Annotated in this window: 17 protein-coding genes and 1 other RNA gene; 8 read left to right on the plus strand and 10 right to left on the minus strand. The window is 66.6% G+C overall.

All coding sequences use genetic code 11. From position 1 onward, the window contains the following. Positions 1–47: 47 nt before the first annotated feature. Positions 48–860 (minus strand): HalD/BesD family halogenase, encoded by an 813-nt coding sequence (locus tag KME78_RS55840; RefSeq protein ID WP_219538210.1) that lies wholly within the window; start codon positions 858–860, stop codon positions 48–50. Positions 861–1,025: 165 nt separating this feature from the next. On the opposite strand from KME78_RS55840, the gene KME78_RS55845 reads away from it, so the two are divergent. Beyond that, positions 1,026–1,319 carry a hypothetical protein gene (locus tag KME78_RS55845; protein ID WP_219538211.1) on the plus strand — a complete coding sequence of 98 codons (294 nt, stop codon included), beginning with the start codon at positions 1,026–1,028 and terminating at the stop codon, positions 1,317–1,319. 163 nt (positions 1,320–1,482) lie between these two features. Here KME78_RS55845 and KME78_RS55850 read toward each other — a convergent pair whose 3' ends face one another. After that, the gene (locus KME78_RS55850; protein ID WP_219538212.1) at positions 1,483–2,799 is read right to left on the minus strand and encodes a chymotrypsin family serine protease; all 1,317 of its coding nucleotides are present in this window, start codon (positions 2,797–2,799) and stop codon (positions 1,483–1,485) included. Between the two features lie 398 nt (positions 2,800–3,197). On the opposite strand from KME78_RS55850, the gene KME78_RS55855 reads away from it, so the two are divergent. Next, positions 3,198–3,770 (plus strand): RICIN domain-containing protein, encoded by a 573-nt coding sequence (locus KME78_RS55855; RefSeq protein ID WP_219538213.1) that lies wholly within the window; start codon positions 3,198–3,200, stop codon positions 3,768–3,770. Between the two features lie 258 nt (positions 3,771–4,028). Continuing rightward, positions 4,029–4,175 (plus strand): hypothetical protein, encoded by a 147-nt coding sequence (locus KME78_RS55860; protein WP_219538214.1) that lies wholly within the window; start codon positions 4,029–4,031, stop codon positions 4,173–4,175. Positions 4,176–4,269: 94 nt separating this feature from the next. On the opposite strand, the gene KME78_RS55865 is transcribed toward KME78_RS55860, so the two are convergent. Next, the gene (locus KME78_RS55865) at positions 4,270–4,935 is read right to left on the minus strand and encodes a hypothetical protein (protein ID WP_219538215.1); all 666 of its coding nucleotides are present in this window, start codon (positions 4,933–4,935) and stop codon (positions 4,270–4,272) included. 357 nt (positions 4,936–5,292) lie between these two features. On the opposite strand from KME78_RS55865, the gene KME78_RS55870 reads away from it, so the two are divergent. From KME78_RS55870 to KME78_RS55880, 3 genes are all read left to right on the plus strand, one after another. Beyond that, positions 5,293–5,502: a hypothetical protein gene (locus KME78_RS55870; protein ID WP_219538216.1), complete on the plus strand. Its 210-nt coding sequence runs from the start codon at positions 5,293–5,295 to the stop codon at positions 5,500–5,502. A gap of 337 nt (positions 5,503–5,839) precedes the next feature. Beyond that, entirely contained in the window at positions 5,840–6,058 is a 219-nt protein-coding gene (locus KME78_RS55875) for a type II toxin-antitoxin system VapB family antitoxin (RefSeq protein ID WP_246654608.1), read from the plus strand. Further along, the gene (locus KME78_RS55880; RefSeq protein ID WP_219538217.1) at positions 6,055–6,468 is read left to right on the plus strand and encodes a PIN domain nuclease; all 414 of its coding nucleotides are present in this window, start codon (positions 6,055–6,057) and stop codon (positions 6,466–6,468) included. Before KME78_RS55875 ends, KME78_RS55880 begins: the two co-directional genes overlap by 4 nt. Positions 6,469–6,739: 271 nt before the next feature. On the opposite strand, the gene ssrA is transcribed toward KME78_RS55880, so the two are convergent. The 5 genes from ssrA to ftsE form a co-directional block, all read right to left on the minus strand. Then, positions 6,740–7,123, minus strand: a transfer-messenger RNA (tmRNA) gene (gene ssrA / locus KME78_RS55885). 281 nt (positions 7,124–7,404) lie between these two features. After that, complete coding sequence (locus tag KME78_RS55890; RefSeq protein ID WP_219538218.1) at positions 7,405–9,285, minus strand: penicillin-binding transpeptidase domain-containing protein; 1,881 nt, start codon at positions 9,283–9,285, stop codon at positions 7,405–7,407. Further along, on the minus strand, positions 9,282–9,749 hold the full coding sequence (gene smpB / locus KME78_RS55895) for an SsrA-binding protein SmpB (protein ID WP_219538219.1): 468 nt from the start codon (positions 9,747–9,749) through the stop codon (positions 9,282–9,284). The genes KME78_RS55890 and smpB overlap by 4 nt, the downstream gene beginning before the upstream one ends. A gap of 23 nt (positions 9,750–9,772) precedes the next feature. After that, positions 9,773–10,678, minus strand: coding sequence for a permease-like cell division protein FtsX (gene ftsX / locus KME78_RS55900; protein WP_219538220.1), 906 nt, complete (start codon positions 10,676–10,678; stop codon positions 9,773–9,775). Between the two features lie 20 nt (positions 10,679–10,698). Next, positions 10,699–11,388 carry a cell division ATP-binding protein FtsE gene (ftsE, locus tag KME78_RS55905; protein ID WP_049564761.1) on the minus strand — a complete coding sequence of 230 codons (690 nt, stop codon included), beginning with the start codon at positions 11,386–11,388 and terminating at the stop codon, positions 10,699–10,701. A 203-nt stretch (positions 11,389–11,591) separates the two neighbouring features. Here ftsE and KME78_RS55910 point away from each other — a divergent pair, with 203 nt between their 5' ends. Beyond that, positions 11,592–11,783, plus strand: coding sequence for a hypothetical protein (locus KME78_RS55910; protein ID WP_219538221.1), 192 nt, complete (start codon positions 11,592–11,594; stop codon positions 11,781–11,783). Here KME78_RS55910 and prfB read toward each other — a convergent pair. Continuing rightward, positions 11,769–12,884 carry a peptide chain release factor 2 gene (prfB, locus tag KME78_RS55915; protein WP_219538222.1) on the minus strand — a complete coding sequence of 372 codons (1,116 nt, stop codon included), beginning with the start codon at positions 12,882–12,884 and terminating at the stop codon, positions 11,769–11,771. The two genes, KME78_RS55910 and prfB, sit on opposite strands and share 15 nt — an antisense overlap. A 47-nt stretch (positions 12,885–12,931) precedes the next feature. Here prfB and KME78_RS55920 point away from each other — a divergent pair, with 47 nt between their 5' ends. Further along, positions 12,932–13,948, plus strand: coding sequence for a DUF8094 domain-containing protein (locus KME78_RS55920; RefSeq protein ID WP_219538223.1), 1,017 nt, complete (start codon positions 12,932–12,934; stop codon positions 13,946–13,948). Positions 13,949–14,369: 421 nt separating this feature from the next. Here KME78_RS55920 and KME78_RS55925 read toward each other — a convergent pair whose 3' ends face one another. After that, positions 14,370–15,173, minus strand: a complete 804-nt coding sequence (locus tag KME78_RS55925; RefSeq protein WP_219538224.1) for a helix-turn-helix transcriptional regulator — start codon at positions 15,171–15,173, stop codon at positions 14,370–14,372. Positions 15,174–15,223 lie beyond the last annotated feature (50 nt).

Raw genomic sequence — 15,223 nt, forward strand, 5'->3', positions numbered from 1 at the left:
GCGGGAGGCGAGAGGCCTCCCGCCCGGACCGGGCGACGGTGGGTTGATCAGTCGAGGGAGACGGCGTCGGTGGTCTCGTCGGTCTTCTCGCTCAGCAGGTCGGAGACGCCGGAGTAGGTGAGGTTCACGATCGAACGGGTGATGCCTTCCGTCTGGATGGGCATCGTGCGGTGCAGGGTGGTGTCGGTCTTGAAGAAGTACGACTCACCGCTCTCGTGATGGTACGTACGGATCTGGCCCTGCGTCAGGCACCGGTTCACGGCCGGGTCCTGCTTGTTCCACGGCGTGTGCGGCACGCACTGGAGCAGGCCGCCGTGCTCGGGTGCGGGCGCCTCGGAGATGAAGATCCAGGCGAACTCATGGTCGCCCCAGTGCCAGCCGCGCGTGTCGCCCACCTGGGTCTGGTGGGTGCCGGTGATCTGCTCGTCCGGGTAGATGCAGTCGAACACCGGGGCCCCGGCGATGTCGCTGAGCAGCCCGCGGAACGCCGGCACGTGGTAGAGCGCGGTGAACAGCGTGCTGTGCGAGGCGAACAGCGAGTTCGGCAGACTGCCCGGCCGCGGCGTGTTGCCGGTCACGGTCACGCGGATGTCGATGCGGCGGGTGTTGGCCGCCGTCAGCATGGTCGTCTCCTCGTGGAGGCGGCGTACCATCTCGTCGGGCAGCAACCCGGTCATCCGCGCGTAGTGCTCGCGGGAGTACTGCACCGCGGCCTTCTCCACCGCGTCCGGGCAAGTGGACAGGTGCTTGGACAGCAGCGTGTCCAACTCCTCGACCACGTCGCTCCGTACGGTCGCCGGCGGCCGGTTGCCGGCCTCGAGCAGGGTGGTCGCGGCGCTCTCGGGTGTCAGGGGCTGCATGTTCTCTCCTTGTCGTCGCGGCGAACACTGATGCGCTTGCGGCGGTGGCATCAGGTTCGAAGCTCGGACCGAGCCTCGCCGGGCCGACTATCGCTGCCCTTTTGCCACGCCATCGCGCCGATAAGGCAGGCGCGAACGCATCAGCCGGACTACTCGCCGGTTCCGGTGAGGGCGTCGGCGAAGCCGAGACGCGCCTGCTCATGGACGCCGACCCAGGCGATCTCCTCGCCCAAGGCGCCACCCGCCAAACACTGCGTGATCGTCGTCGGCAAGGCACCTCCAGGCCGGCCCTCCCCCATCCGCTCCTCCGCCTGCTCCGGCGACCACGCCACAGCCCAGCGCGAGGCCGGCGCAACCGCGACAGCGCTCCTCATGGAGTGGTTCTGGAACGCCAACAACTCGCCCCCGAACCTGACCCACATCCACGGCGACTACGGAGACTGCGACTCCGCCGGCTAAGCGACGAACACCGCTCGTTCCGCCACACGCACTAAACGACCATGGCGCCCCAACCGCCCCTGGCTGTAGATGTTCCTACAGGCCAGGGGCGGCACGGTGCCCGCACAGCCCCGCTACGCGGGCACGCAGATGGGCGCCGTCCGCGTGCCGCCCGGACTCCGCACTAATCCGTCAGGACCGAGAAGCTGGAATTCCATGCCCTCATGCCCGAAAGCTTGGTGTAGACGGCGGAGCAATCGGTGCCCCCGGTGATGATGCCCTGCGCCATCACCTTGCCGTCGCCGGTGCCCGAGTAGACGGCCCCGCCGGAATCTCCCCCATCGGGGCCGGCGCAGTCGTAGGTCCCGTCACCGTTCTGATCGGAGTTGATGTACGCCAGGTTCGTGGCGAAGATCCCGTTTTCGAATGTGGTCGCGTATTCGTTGTCGGTCACGAACTGCCGACAGGTCTGTCCCGTCGTGAGCCCGCTGGTGCAGACCTGGGTGCCGTTTTGAGGCGTGCCGTAGTTCGCGGCACCGACCGTCAATGCACTGCACGGGTTGGCGTTCTTGGCGCAGTTGTACACACGGGGCTCGTAGCCACCGCCGGAGCCCTGCAGCAGAGCGAAGTCGCCGTACACGTCCTGGGTCCCGTCCTGCGGGGCATCCAACGTCCCCCCGTACGTGGAGGTCACCATGGCCCCGTGGTAATACCCGACCGCCGGCGGTGTGGCGCTGGTGTAGGAGGATGCCCATGCTCGGGGATATACGGTCTGGGCCGGAAAGCAGTGCGCTGCCGTCAGCATGTGCTCGATGCCGTCCTTCCGCACCGAGAAGCCGGTCGAGCAGACGCCGCCGGGCGGGGTTCCGGTGTGCGGGGGATTCCACAAGCGGATCCCGGATCCGCCGTAGTGCGGGGCGGAGTCCTGGGAACGGCCGAACACGTGGGGCACCTCGTCTTGCTGCCGGAAAACGAGCGAATCGCCGAAGCGTTCCTTGAGCTCGATCCTGGCCGCGTCCGAGTCGGCCGTGGCATAGGCGATCACGGCTCCCTTGACGGAATCGACGCCCACTCCGAGGACCTTGCCCTTGTAGGTGCCGGACCTGAACAGTTGGACGACCTCTTCTTTGGTACGCCGGACATCGGCCAGGCTCAGGCCGCTCTGCTTCACCTGAACCGACACCGCCGTCCCTGCCGCCGCTCGCGCACCGCTGCGAACGGCGTCGGAGCGCTGCTCGAAATCGGAGCCGGCGGGAAGGCTGACGCTCACCGTGTTCGGCCCCGTGATGGAGACTCCGGTGTACCTGTCGGGGGAGGCGTCGACCAGCTCACTCAGCTTGTCGGCCGCTGCCTTGGCCTCCTGTGAGACCTCGCCAGGGAAGTGGGGCAGCGGCTCGAACGGCGGCGGGGCCAGATCGGCCGAGGCCGGCGAAAGGGGGGATAGGGCGACGACGAGGGCCATTGTCGAGATCGAGACGGTGATGCTTCTACGAGATCGCATGCAGTGCCTTCGAAGGTTGAGGGGACAGAACGCGCGCCGGAACTACAGGGATTTGCGTGGCGTACTGCTCCGGGCACACGGACGGGACGCCGCAGACGCGCGGCGGCTCGTGATCATCAAGTGTGCCCAACTCTGGCAATTACGGTCAATACCGAAATTCAACCACCGTCGTTCGGTGTGGAGCCGGGACCGGCCGTGCCGGTCGGCGACGCTTCTTCCAACAGCTCCGGTCAGGGCGCGTCCCAGGCGATCGAGGGAGCCACTACCTAGTTCCACCAGCAGGCACGAGAGGGAACGTCGTTCGGTCCGCGTGGTTCCAGCGCTTGGAACCAGACGGCACGCCTCCAAGGCAGACACGCGATCAGCGTGTCAAAGGTCAACGACTCCAAGGAGCGAACGTGCGCCGACTTCTCCTCACCGTCCTCACCGGGCTGACCGTGCTGATGGTCCTGGCAATGACATCGGCGGCCGATGCCGCCGTCTTCCCCTTCACGACGGTTCGCAACAACGCCATCGCGGTCCCCTCCAGGTGCATCGGCCCGTTCAACGGCGGCTCGGCCGACGGCACTCCCATCGTGTTGATGGACTGCAGTCAGCTCTGGCACGGCTTCGCGCCCGTCAGCTCGACGGACAACTCCATACGCCACTCCAGCGGGAAGTGCCTGAGCCTGGCCAACACCCAGAACCCGACCCCTGTCGGCACCTCACTGGTGCTGCGACAGTGCGCCAACGGCCCCACAGGCGATCAGCAATGGACGTTCGTCGCGGTGCGCCCCGGTGCGCCCGACGGCCTCTGGGTCCTCCGCCAGCACTTCATCGGCTTGTGCGTGGGTCCGTCCGGCGGCAGCACGGCGAGCGGCACCCGGCTGGTCACACAGAACTGCGCCTTCGCCGCCACCACACAGCAGTGGCTGCTGGAAGGCCTGCCGAACAGGTACGGCTTCTCCTACGACGACGGGACGACCCCCTGACCTGGGCGTACTGACGATCAAAAGCGCGCCGCGATGCCGGTCGAAGGCATCGCGGCGCTGCTCCCCCTCACACCACCATGCCGCGGACCACCATCTGCGGGGCGACACGAAGCAAGCCCGTAGTCATTGTGAACGTCCGCGGGTGCAAGGGCCTGTCCGCTTGTGGCCACTCGGCCATTCCGGGGTGGACGGGCGGGGATGCGGCACTGATGATGTTGGACAGTACTGTCATGATCATCGGCCGATTGGGAGAGCCGTATGAAGACCCGTACCTGGACTCGCCGTGCCGCCGCTTTGGCCGCCAGCCTGGCCGCCGTGCTGGCGCTGGGCATCACTCCCGCGCATGCGGATACCGTGATCCGCAAGCCGCAACAACCATCACCGCAAGGGTCCATGGTGCGCTAAGGCGCGGCGGTACATTGTCCCCCTGTCCGGCAGGACGGGGGGATGTTCCGTCTTCATGGCCCCTCGTCCGACGGCGTCAGGCGGAAGCGATCCTCTAGCTCTCCCCTGAGCTGTTCTGAGCCTCTCGCAGCCTTGCCACAGCCTTCACGGCAGCGACCCTCGTGAGACCGGATGTGAACTGGCCATAGAAGCCATTGTGCTCCAGCAGAACCATGGTGTTCTTGTCCCGGATGACCACGATGTCGATCGCCATCGTCGGGCCTGTGCTCGCGGACGGATCCGTAGAGCGGAGCTTGATCCCGTAGGCGGCTGAACCAAGCTTGCCGACCGACAGCTTGGCGATCGTGTTCTTTTCCTTCTTGGTACTGGCGTTGATGTGGTCGCAGTCACGGACCATGACCTTGGCGGCCCGCTCCAACAAGGAGATCCGGGCCGAGGAGCCGCTCACGATGAACTGGCTGACTCCCTCCGGCACGCCATCCCTCATCAGCCACGTCGCCGTCTTGCTCCGGTAGAGCGGAACCAACCCCTTGGCCGCCGTGACGCACGCCTTCGTACGGGCGGACTTGGGGATCAGGATCTCCCTGTTATGGATCTTGTTGCGAACAAAGTCGGTGCCGAGATCCTCTGGCACGAGCAGTGCAGCCTTGAGTTGCGTCGGCGACGGCGATTCGGCCTGGCTTTCGGCCAGGACAGGAGGCGATACAAGGAGCGCACCGCCTAACAGACCAGCGGCCAGCCTCAAGCACTTAGAGATCACGTCAGGCACTCTAGAGGAGGCCCTCTCCGCAGATCGACTTCATTATCTGTGCACACATCCGCTGGCAGGCGAACACGCATGACGGCCCAGAATGCTGGACCTACGGCCACTGTCTTTAGGTGCGGATGGCGATCACGCGACAACGGCACGAGTTCGATCAGCATCCATCGGGCCGTGGATCATCGAGCCTGGTCGCGGTCCCAGGGTTCGTACCAATGATGGGCCGCCGACCGCGCCACCGACAGCCTCCGCCGCTGGGGCGAGAACGTCTCGGCCTGCGAGGTCGAACGCATCGTCAACGGATGCCCCGGCGTCGCGGACAGCACCGAAGTCGCCGTCCCGTCACAACTGGCGAGGATGACATCAAGATCGGCCGAACCTCACGCGCTCACCGCCTCGCACGTGTACGACCGCTACAGGGAGCGACTCGCGTACTACCAGGTCCCGCGCCACATCGAGATGGTCCGCGAGCTCCCCTACGGCCCCACACAACGGGTACGAAAAGGGCAACTGTCGCGATCGACCAAGGGCATCTTCGACGCCGAGGCACGCTGGCCCCGGGTATAGATCGGTGCCTGGGGTTAGATCTTCGATCAGGGGTCGCGGTCCCGGCACGGTTGGAAGCAACGTCTGAGGCTTCGCGCGATGCGTACACACACGAAAACCACCCCAGCCTGCCGATATTTCAGCAGGCCAGAGGCGGTCTGGTGGAACAGTGGAGGTGCTTGCCACTTACTCGAAACACGACGCCGCAGCCGGAAGAGGTGAACCAGGTGCTGAATCTTGGCTGATCGGAGAGATGTCGGGCCGGTCGAGCGACCATCTAGTGATCCAAGAGGAAGATATCTATGACATCCGCAACAGATATCCTTGATACACTGCACGTGCGAAGGAGGGTGATCCCATGACAATGATGAAAACCCCGATCGAGATCGACCAAGAGGCCCTGGCGATAGCTGCCGAGGTCCTCGGCACCAAGACGAAGAAGGACACGGTCAACGCCGCCCTCCGCGAGGTGGGGCAGCGGTTGGTGCGGCTACGAGCCCTGGCCGCACTCGGCGAGATGGCCGACCGAGGAGACTTCGATGACTTCGTCGGCAACAAGGCGGCCTACCGCCGGTGACACCCGCCCTGTACCTCATCGACACCTCCGGCATGTTCCGGATGTTGCAGGAGCCCAAGCTACGACAGGCATGGTCCGACCAGCTTGCCGCCGGTGTCATCGCGACCTGTCCAGTCGTCGAGTTGGAGTTCCTTTTCTCCGCGAGATCGCTTGCGGACCGCCTGGAAAAAGTTCGTCTGCTCCACAATCTGTTCGGCTGGGTACCGATGAGCGAACACGCATGGCACCGTGCAGCCGAGGTTCAGCAGCTACTCACCGAGACCGGACAGCACAGGTCGGCCGGTCCGGCCGACCTGCTCATCGCTGCCACCGCAGAACGGGCAAATCTCACGGTGCTGTGCGACAACCGCGACTTCATGACCATAGCCGTCCTGACGAGGCAACCTGTCAAGCTGGTCACCGATATCTGATGTCTTGGAGCCTACAGGTGAGGACGAGCCACAATCGCTCTCCACCTGCAGGGTGATCTTCGACATTGCTCGAACGGTCAATGGGGAACGCGCGGGCGAAGCCCGCGCCCCAAAAGACAAGGCGTCCGGAGCGAAGCGGAGGCCATACAGGGGTCGCGGCCCCGGCGCGACTGGAAACAACGCCTGAGGCCCCCCAAGTGCGAAGCGCCCCCTACGAAGCCCTTTGACACGAAAACGGCGGCACCCACATCGGGTGCCGCCGCATCATTCACTGTGGAGGTGGCGGGAATCGAACCCGCGTCCTTCAACCCCAAGGCAGGGCTTCTCCGGGCGCAGCCTGCTGTGCTTTTCTCAGCCCCGGCGATCACGCAGGCGTGTCACCGACGGGCTCAGCCACTGTTTGATTTCCCGCTCTCCCCCGTGGCCGGTTCGAGCGGTTGAGCCTTCTAACGATGCCAGGTCCCGGGCCGAAGGCAGTCCCGGGCTGACAGTGGTTTCGCTACTTAGGCAGCGAGGGCCAGGGAACCCTGGCCGACCACAGTGCGCTTAGAATTGGCACTTGTTGTTTGCGGTCACAGTGTTAACGAGGTTATGTCCGCAGTCCTCGGCCCGCTTCACCTGACTTGCAAAGTCGAAGTCGAAGCCAGTCACCCCCATGTGCAGTTGTCAACACGGCCCCGAAGGACCGAGCAAGACGACCTTACATCCTGCAACACGTGCGACGTCAACTTGATTCCCGTGCGGCGAAGCCCCCGGAAACGCGTTGGCGTTTCCGGGGGCCGACCGGCAGGGTCGCGCCGGTCCGGACGGCAGGACTTCCCCCGAGATGAAGTCCTGATCTCATCGCGGCGACTGCACCCGCAACCCCCCGAGCAGGGCAGTCACTGAGTAAGACGCAGCCGACCACCCGAACGGTTGCCTAAGGTGAGCAGAAAATCACGGGGAGTCGCGAAGGGCGCTGAAGAACTCGCCCGCGACCGCCGCGGGGTCGTAGTTCTTGGTGAGGACGGCTATCGCCACCTCACCCTGCCAGCCCACGAACCACCCCAGGTGCTTCTCCGCGTCGCCCGCGGCCGTCACGCCGTGCACCCCGGTATGGCCGGCCAGGGCGCGCGAGCTCTTGGCGCCGGCGAGCATCATGGCGGTCAGCGCGCTGCGGACCTTGGGGTCGACGGCGACCGGTTGCGGCGCGGCCATCGACACCACCTCCGCCGAGGAGTCGGGCGACTTCGGCTCGGTCACCAGCACGGGTGGGTGCCAGCTGCCCGAGGCGATCGCCCCCGCGACGAGAGCCATGCTGAGCGGGCTGACTTCGACGTTCTGGCCCGCGATGGCCTTGGCCTTGTCGGCGTCGCTGGCCAGCAGGGGCTGTGAGCCGGTGAACGACTTGGGCAGTGAGCCGCTGAACGACTTGAGCGGTAGCTGCCAATCCTTGCCGATGCCGAACGCCGCGGCGCTCTTGGCCAGGGCCGCCGCGTCGACGCGCCGGGCGAGCGAGGCCAGGGCGGTGACGCAGCCCTTGGCGAAGTTGTCGCTGAACGTCGGCGAGGCGCCGGTGACCTGGCTCGCCGTCACGAACCGCGCACCGCCCACTGTTCGCTCGGCCGGGCAGGCGAGCTTCTGCTTGATGTTCATCTTGGCCTTGATCAGCGCGTCGGCGGCCACGATCGAGAAGGCCGTGCCGGCCGGGAATCTGCCGGCGAGCGCGTCCTTCTCCTGGTTCAGGCCCTTGGTGCCGACCGCCAGGATCTCGCCCGTCGACCGGTCGACCGCCACCAACGCGCTGGTATCCGTCTGCGCCACGGCGGCTTCGGCGGCGCGTTGCTTGGCGCTGTCGATCGTGGTCCGCACCGGGACGTTCGTCCGGCCGGGCCACTCCTTGAGCTGCGCGACCTCGTTGTCGGTCTTGACATCGAGGGTGATCACCCGGGTCTGCGTGGATCCGGTGAGGTTGTTTTGATAAGCCCGCTGGAGCCCACTCTGCCCGAACGAGTCGCCCGCCCGCTGCGGACCGCCGAGCTTCTGCTCGGTCTCCGGAGTGAGCGCGCTCACCTTGCCGACGATGTCCTTGGGGTCGTCGGGCGCGACAGGCTGCTTCTGCTTGTCAATGATGAGCTGCGGGATCTTGTCGAGCTGAGCCTCCAGCTCCCGGTAGCGCACGGCGCCGAAGTTGGCGAGCGGGACGAACTGCTTCGGCGGCGACGACCTGATGCGGCTCAGCAGCCGGTCCTGGGCGAACCCGGTGTATCCCGAGAGCTGCTCGACGACCTCATCCGCCTTGTCACCGAGCTGTGACGGGATGACGCCGACCACGTAGAGGAACTGGGGAAGCTGGAGCGGTGTGCTGTTCCTGTCCTCGACCGGCTGGCGCGGCATCGCCTTGGTGGACACGGCGAACCGCTGGCCCTCCTTCAGCTGCGGGTGCAGCACCGAAGGCGACCAGTGCACCTTCCACTGGCCGCCGACCAGGCGCAGCGGCAGCATGCTGTCGTACACCCAGAGCGGGTTGTTCTCCCCCAGGTCGACCTCGGCGCGGAAGTCGGCCTGCGACTGGTCGCCGTTCAGGCTGATGCTTTTGATCTTGAACCGGAACGAGGCCGCGTCGAGTTCGATCTTCGCGTCGGAGAGCGCCTTGCGCACGGCCGCGAGATCACCGTCGGTACGGCCGGCGGCCAGGTCGTAGTCCTCCGACTGCCAGCCCACCAGGAAGTCCCGCACGGCGTCGTGCGGGGACGACTCCTCGAAACAGGCGGTCAGCGACATGCTCGCGACGGCCAGGGTGACGGTCGCGGCCAGGCCGCGGCGTACGCGGCTCATCGGTTGCGGTGCCGCACTGCCCGGGCCATCTCCCGCTTGGCCTGCTGCTCCGCGAGGGTCTGCCGCTTGTCCCAGTCCTTCTTACCGCGGGCGATGCCGATCTCGACCTTGGCCTTGCCGTCCTTGAAGTAGAGAGACAGCGGCACGATCGTCAGCCCGCCCTCCTTCGTCTTGGCGGCGAGCTTGTCGATCTCCTTGCGGTGGAGCAGGAGCTTGCGCTTGCGGCGGGCGGCGTGGTTCGTCCACGTCCCCTGGGTGTATTCGGGGATGTGGACGTTGAACAACCACGCTTCGCCGCTGTCGATGGAGGCGAAGCCGTCGGCGAGCGACGCGCGTCCCTCCCGCAACGACTTCACCTCGGTGCCCTGCAGCACGAGCCCCGCCTCGAAGGTGTCCTCGACGTGGTAATCGTGCCGGGCACGCTTGTTCTGGGCGACGACCTTCCGCCCGGTCTCACGTGGCATGCTCCGACCTTACCGGCGATCCGTCAGACCCTGAGGTAACGGCGGAGTGTGATGAACGATGCCAGCACACAGATCACCACGCCGATGCCCATGGTCAGCGTGATCACCGATGCCACGTCGTTCCAGCCGAGCTGGCTGCCGAACGCGAACGAACGCGCGATCTCCTCGAACAGGAAGACCTTGGCGACGATCAGCATCACGGCGGCGAACACCCCGCCGATCAGCCCGGCGATCACGCCCTCCATGACGAAGGGCAGCTGGATATAGAGGTTGGACGCCCCGACCAACCGCATGATGCCGGTTTCCCGGCGGCGGTTGAACGCCGACAGCCGCACGGTGTTGCCGATCAGCAACGCGGCCGCCAGGACCAGGACGATCGCCACCGCCAGCGCGGCGGATCTCAGCTTGTCGAGCAAGCCGAAGAGCTTGTCCACCAGGTCCTTCTGGTTCGTCACCTGCGCCACGCCTGGCTTGCCCGTGAGCGCCTGAACCACCGGTTGGTAGTTGTTGGGGTCCTTCAGCTTGACGCGGAAGGAGGCGGGCATGTCGTCGACCGTGGTCGCGTCGACGAGCGCCTTGTTGGCACCGTAGGACTTCTGGAAGTTGGCGTAGGCCTGGTCCGGGCTCTCATAGAGAACATTCTCGACCCCGGACATGCCCTGGATCTCGGCCTGCAGAGCCTTGCTCTGCTGAGGGCTGATCGGCTTGCCCTTGCAGTTGGGCATCGTGGGGTTCTTGCCGCAGAGGAAGACCGATACCTCGACCTTGTCGTACCAGAAGTCCTTCATCATCGTGACCTGGGCGTTGATCATCAGGCCGATGCCCAGCATCGCCATGCCGACGGCCACGGTGATGACCACCGCGAGCGTCATGGTCAGGTTGCGACGGAGGCCGATCCAGACCTCGGAGAAGATGAAATTCGCCCGCATGTTCTGTCTACTGCTCCCTGTCAGTACGCCTGGCCGTAAACGCCACGCGACTGGTCGCGGACGATCTTGCCGTCCTCCAGCTCCACGACGCGCTTGCGCATGGAGTCGACGATGGCCGCATCGTGCGTGGCCATGACGACCGTAGTGCCAGTCCTGTTGATCCGGTCGAGCACCTTCATGATGCCGATGCTCGTCGCGGGGTCGATGTTGCCCGTCGGCTCGTCGGCCAGCAGGATCATGGGCCGGTTGACGAAGGCGCGGGCCATGGCGACGCGCTGCTGCTCGCCGCCTGACAGCTCGTCGGGCATCCGGTGGGCCTTGCCTTCCAGGCCGACCAGCTCGATGACCTCGGGCACCACCTTGCGGATGAACCGCCGTGGCTTACCGATGACCTCGAGCGCGAACGCCACGTTCTCGTAGACGTTCTTGTTCGGGAGCAGCCTGAAGTCCTGGAACACGCAGCCGATGCGGCGGCGCAGGTGCGGCACCTTGAAGTTGGAGAGGCGAGCCAGATCCTTGCCGGCGACGTGGATCGCACCGGAGTTGGGCCGCTCCTCCTTCAGGACCAGGCGCAGGAAGGTGGACTTGCCTGATCCCGAAGGACCGACGAGGAACACGAACTCGCCCTTGTCCACGTCAACGGAGACATGGTCGAGAGCGGGTCGGTTCTGGTTCGTGTAGACCTTGGTGACATTATCGAAATGGATCACGAGAGCATCACGGCATGCCAGTCTAGGGGTCAGGACGGAAGCGAGGGTGGCACATGCCCACTTCCCGCCACACGCCTATCGGGGACGCCTTTCTTTACTGATGATCGACGTTCCGATTGGCCAGAGCACAGTCTAGGGGGAAGACTGGCATGGAACGTCCATAACGGAAACAAAACGATTGTGCGGCTAGACTTGGGGCTGACATGAGTTGCCAACACCTCGTATGCGCGCAGTGCGCCCACCCGGTCATCGAGGGCCGCTGCCCCCTGTGCCGTGCCAACCGCGAGCGGATGCACAACCACGGCTTCGCCGGGCTGTCACCTGCCCTGATCGTCATTCTGCTGGTCGTGCTGCTCTTCGTGGCCCTAGTGCTCAAGCACCTAAGCGGGCTCTGATTCCTGCCTGCGCATCCAGCGGATCTCGGACTCGATGAACTCATCGATGTCGCCGTCGAGAACGGCGGTCGGGTTGCCCGCCTCCGTGCCCGTGCGCAGATCCTTCACGATCTGGTAGGGATGCAGCACATAGTTGCGGATCTGGGTGCCCCACGACGTGGTCGAGGCGCCCCGCAGCTCGGACATGCGCTCCGCCTCCTCCTGCCGCTTGCGCTCCAGCAGCTTGGCCTGCAGCACGTTCATCGCCGAGGCGCGGTTCTGGAGCTGCGAGCGCTCGTTCTGGCAGGAGACCACGATGCCGGTCGGCAGGTGGGTGATGCGGACCGCGGAGTCGGTCGTGTTGACGCCCTGGCCGCCGGGTCCCGACGAGCGATAGACGTCGATGCGGAGCTCGTCCTCGTTGATGTCGATGTGGTCGGTCTGCTCGACGACCGGCACGATGTCGACCCCGGCGAACGACGTCTGCCGGCGGCCCTGGTTGTCGAACGGGCTGATGCGGACCAGACGGTGGGTGCCGTGCTCACCGCGGAGCGTGCCGTACGCGTAGGGGGCCTTGATCGTGAACGTGGCCGACTTGATGCCGGCCTCCTCCGCGTAGGAGGTGTCGTAGACCTCGGTCGGATAACCCTTGCGCTCGGCCCAGCGGATGTACATGCGCAGCAGCATCTCCGCCCAGTCGGCGGCGTCGACGCCGCCGGCCTGCGAGTTGATGGTGAGCAGCGCCTCACGCGCGTCGTAGGGGCCGGACAGGAGTGTGCGGACCTCCAGCGCGCCGATGTCGGACCGGAGCGAGACCAGCTCCTTGTCGGCCTCGGTCCTGGTGTCCTCGTCGCCTTCTTCGGCGGCCAGCTCGTAGAGGACGCTCAGGTCGTCGAGGCGGCGCACCAGCCCTTCGACGCGGTTGAGCTCGCCCTGCATGTGTGAGAGCTTGCTGGTGACCTTCTGCGCCTGCTCGGGGTCGTCCCACAGGTCAGGCGCGGCGACCTGGTCCTCCAGCTCCGCGATCTGCTTGCGCATGGCGCCGAGGTCGAGCACGTCCTGGATGCTCCGCAGGGTGCCCGCGAGCTCGTTGATCTCTTCTGCTGGATCGATACCTGCCACGCCTCCCAAGGGTACGCGACCCTCGCGGGCCCGAATAACATGGCCACGTGCGTAGTTTCGGTCGGCGGAGAGTGCTGGCGCTCGCCGCCGGTCTGCTGGCTGCGGCGGTCGGCTGCTCGGCCGCGTCCCCGTCCACGCCCAGTCAGGTGGCCGCGACCACGAGCGCACCCGTGACCCCGTCGCCCTCGGCGACCACCCCGCTGATCACGCCGGTCGAGGCGGCCAAGGTGTTCACCACCTTCACCGCCACCGACGACCTGCTGCGGGCCGGCGGCGACCTGCGGCTGGCGATGGAGCTGACCCGCGACGCGGAGGCGCAGCTCACCTCGGCCGACTTCCTGTCGACGGGCAACCGCCCGTCCCGCTACACGTGGGGCACGCCGACGCTGTTCGTGCCGCGGTTCAGGCACGACGAGGGGGCGCCCTGGTTCACGGTGCTGACCACGCGCAACGGCCATCCGACGCTGCTGACGTTCGCCAGGGCCGACGACTGGCGGCTCAGCTCGGCGACACAGCTGCTGCCGGGGCAGGACCCGCCGCACATCCAGCTCGACGCGGAAGGCTACGCGACGGCGCTCGCGCCCGACGACAAGAGCGTCACGATCAGCCCGCAGTTCATGGGCCCGCTGCACGCCACGGTGGCGGAGGCGGGCGAGACGGGCGTGGCGGCCGGCCTGCTCGAACGCGGCCCCTACACGACGGACGTGGCCGAGCAGATCACCACCGACCGGGAGCGGGCCAAGATCGGCGGCTTCAGCTACGACTCGATCTTCAGCGCGGGCGACTACCCGGTCTACGCGCTGCGCATGGTGGACGGCGGGGCGCTGATCCAGTACGCCATGACGCGCACGACGACCACCACGGTGGAGACGGACAAGGCCGACTTCGTCCCGGTGCCCGAGGCGGCCCGCTGGCTGTATCACAACGACAAGGCGCGGCGGTTCCTGAAAACCACAGAGATCAACCAGTACGCGACCGTGGTCCCTCGCTCCGGCACACCGACTCCCGCTGCGATCATCGCCCACATCGGGTCCCTCACCAAAGCCGTTGGTGGAGATCCGTAAAACCCTTTTTTTCCTTTACGGCCAGCCCGGTGGGCCCCACCCGCCATACGTGGCCGAGCTCTGTCCAGGGACACGCTCCTCCGGTGGAGGCGGCTGGGCGCCGTGACGTGCGTCTTCTTGGCCCCGACCGTGGTCTACCGAGCCCGTGGCGGCCCGGTGTCCCGCAGGCGCCCGTGCTGGGCGGCCACCCTTCGCCCCACGCCGTGGGCTACGAAGCCCATGACGCCCAGGTGTTCCCCCCTGCGCCGGTAGAGCCGGGCTGCCATTCTTTGCTCTCGCCGTTGGTTGCCAGCCCCTGGCGCGGGCGCCGGGGAGGTGGCGGCCATCCTTCGCGCCCGCTACGAGCCCGTGATGCGCACCAGCGCCTGTGGAGGTGGCCAGGCGGCCACCCTCGCCCCCGCGGGGGTCCACCGAGCCCTGGCTATGCGTCAGGAGACCGCAGGCGCTGGAGGGCCTTGTGGGAGGGCGTGCCGGGGGCGGCTGTGTAGAGGACCAGGCGTTGGTCCGCGCCAGCTATGGGGAGGAAGTCACAGTCCAGTTCCATCGGGCCGGCGATGGGGTGGGTCATGTGCTTCGTCAGGGTTCGCTGGATTTCGATGTCGCGGGCCGCCCACAAGCCGGCGAACAGGGGGCTGGTCTCTCTCAGGTCGTCGACCAGGGCTCTGATGTTCGCGTCCGTCGGGTAGCGGCCGGTGGCTCGGAGGTCGGCCACGCACTGGCGGGCGAGTTGGAGCTTGTCGGGCGTCGGGGCCGGGTTGCCGAAGAGCCAGCGCAACGTGTTGCGTTGCCGGGGCGGCACCTCCGACAGGTCGCCGATCAGGGCGACCAGCATGCGGTTCCAGGCGAGAACGTCGTAACAGGCGTTGATCACCATGGCCGGGACGTCGGTGAGCCGGTCCAGCAGGCGCAGGACGTTGGCGGGCACCTCGCGGGCGGGCTCGGCGCGGGCCGGGGACTGGTCGGCCAGCCGGAGCAGGTAGTCGTGCTCGTCGCCCGTCAGCCGCAGGGCCCGGCCGAGCGCGGTGAGGACCTGGTCCGACGGGTGCGGGCCGCGGCCCTGTTCCAGCCTGATGTAGTAGTCGACCGAGATGCCGGCCAGCAGCGCGACCTCCTCGCGGCGCAGCCCGGGGGTCTGCCGGCGCGGGCCGGGCGCCAGCCCCACCTCGGCGGGCTTGATCCGGCCCCGCCGGCTACGCAGAAAGCCGCCGAGTTCCTCCCTGTTCATCCCAACCATGATGACCCCGCTCCCTCACGCCTGGTACCCCGAGTCCCAGC

Origin of the sequence: Nonomuraea guangzhouensis, assembly GCF_019396345.1 — a bacterium.
Lineage (GTDB): Bacteria > Actinomycetota > Actinomycetes > Streptosporangiales > Streptosporangiaceae > Nonomuraea > Nonomuraea guangzhouensis.

Excerpts from the sequence above, each read along its gene's own strand:
- KME78_RS55840 (WP_219538210.1), bottom strand. The coding sequence starts at position 860 with ATGCAGCCCCTGACACCCGAGAGCGCCGCGACCACCCTGCTCGAGGCC.
- KME78_RS55890 (WP_219538218.1), bottom strand. The coding sequence starts at position 9,285 with ATGAGCCGCGTACGCCGCGGCCTGGCCGCGACCGTCACCCTGGCCGTC.
- KME78_RS55860 (WP_219538214.1), top strand. The coding sequence starts at position 4,029 with ATGAAGACCCGTACCTGGACTCGCCGTGCCGCCGCTTTGGCCGCCAGC.
- KME78_RS55925 (WP_219538224.1), bottom strand. The coding sequence starts at position 15,173 with ATGAACAGGGAGGAACTCGGCGGCTTTCTGCGTAGCCGGCGGGGCCGG.
- KME78_RS55910 (WP_219538221.1), top strand. The coding sequence starts at position 11,592 with ATGAGTTGCCAACACCTCGTATGCGCGCAGTGCGCCCACCCGGTCATC.
- KME78_RS55875 (WP_246654608.1), top strand. The coding sequence starts at position 5,840 with ATGACAATGATGAAAACCCCGATCGAGATCGACCAAGAGGCCCTGGCG.
- ftsX (WP_219538220.1), bottom strand. The coding sequence starts at position 10,678 with ATGCGGGCGAATTTCATCTTCTCCGAGGTCTGGATCGGCCTCCGTCGC.
- KME78_RS55870 (WP_219538216.1), top strand. The coding sequence starts at position 5,293 with ATGACATCAAGATCGGCCGAACCTCACGCGCTCACCGCCTCGCACGTG.
- KME78_RS55850 (WP_219538212.1), bottom strand. The coding sequence starts at position 2,799 with ATGCGATCTCGTAGAAGCATCACCGTCTCGATCTCGACAATGGCCCTC.
- smpB (WP_219538219.1), bottom strand. The coding sequence starts at position 9,749 with ATGCCACGTGAGACCGGGCGGAAGGTCGTCGCCCAGAACAAGCGTGCC.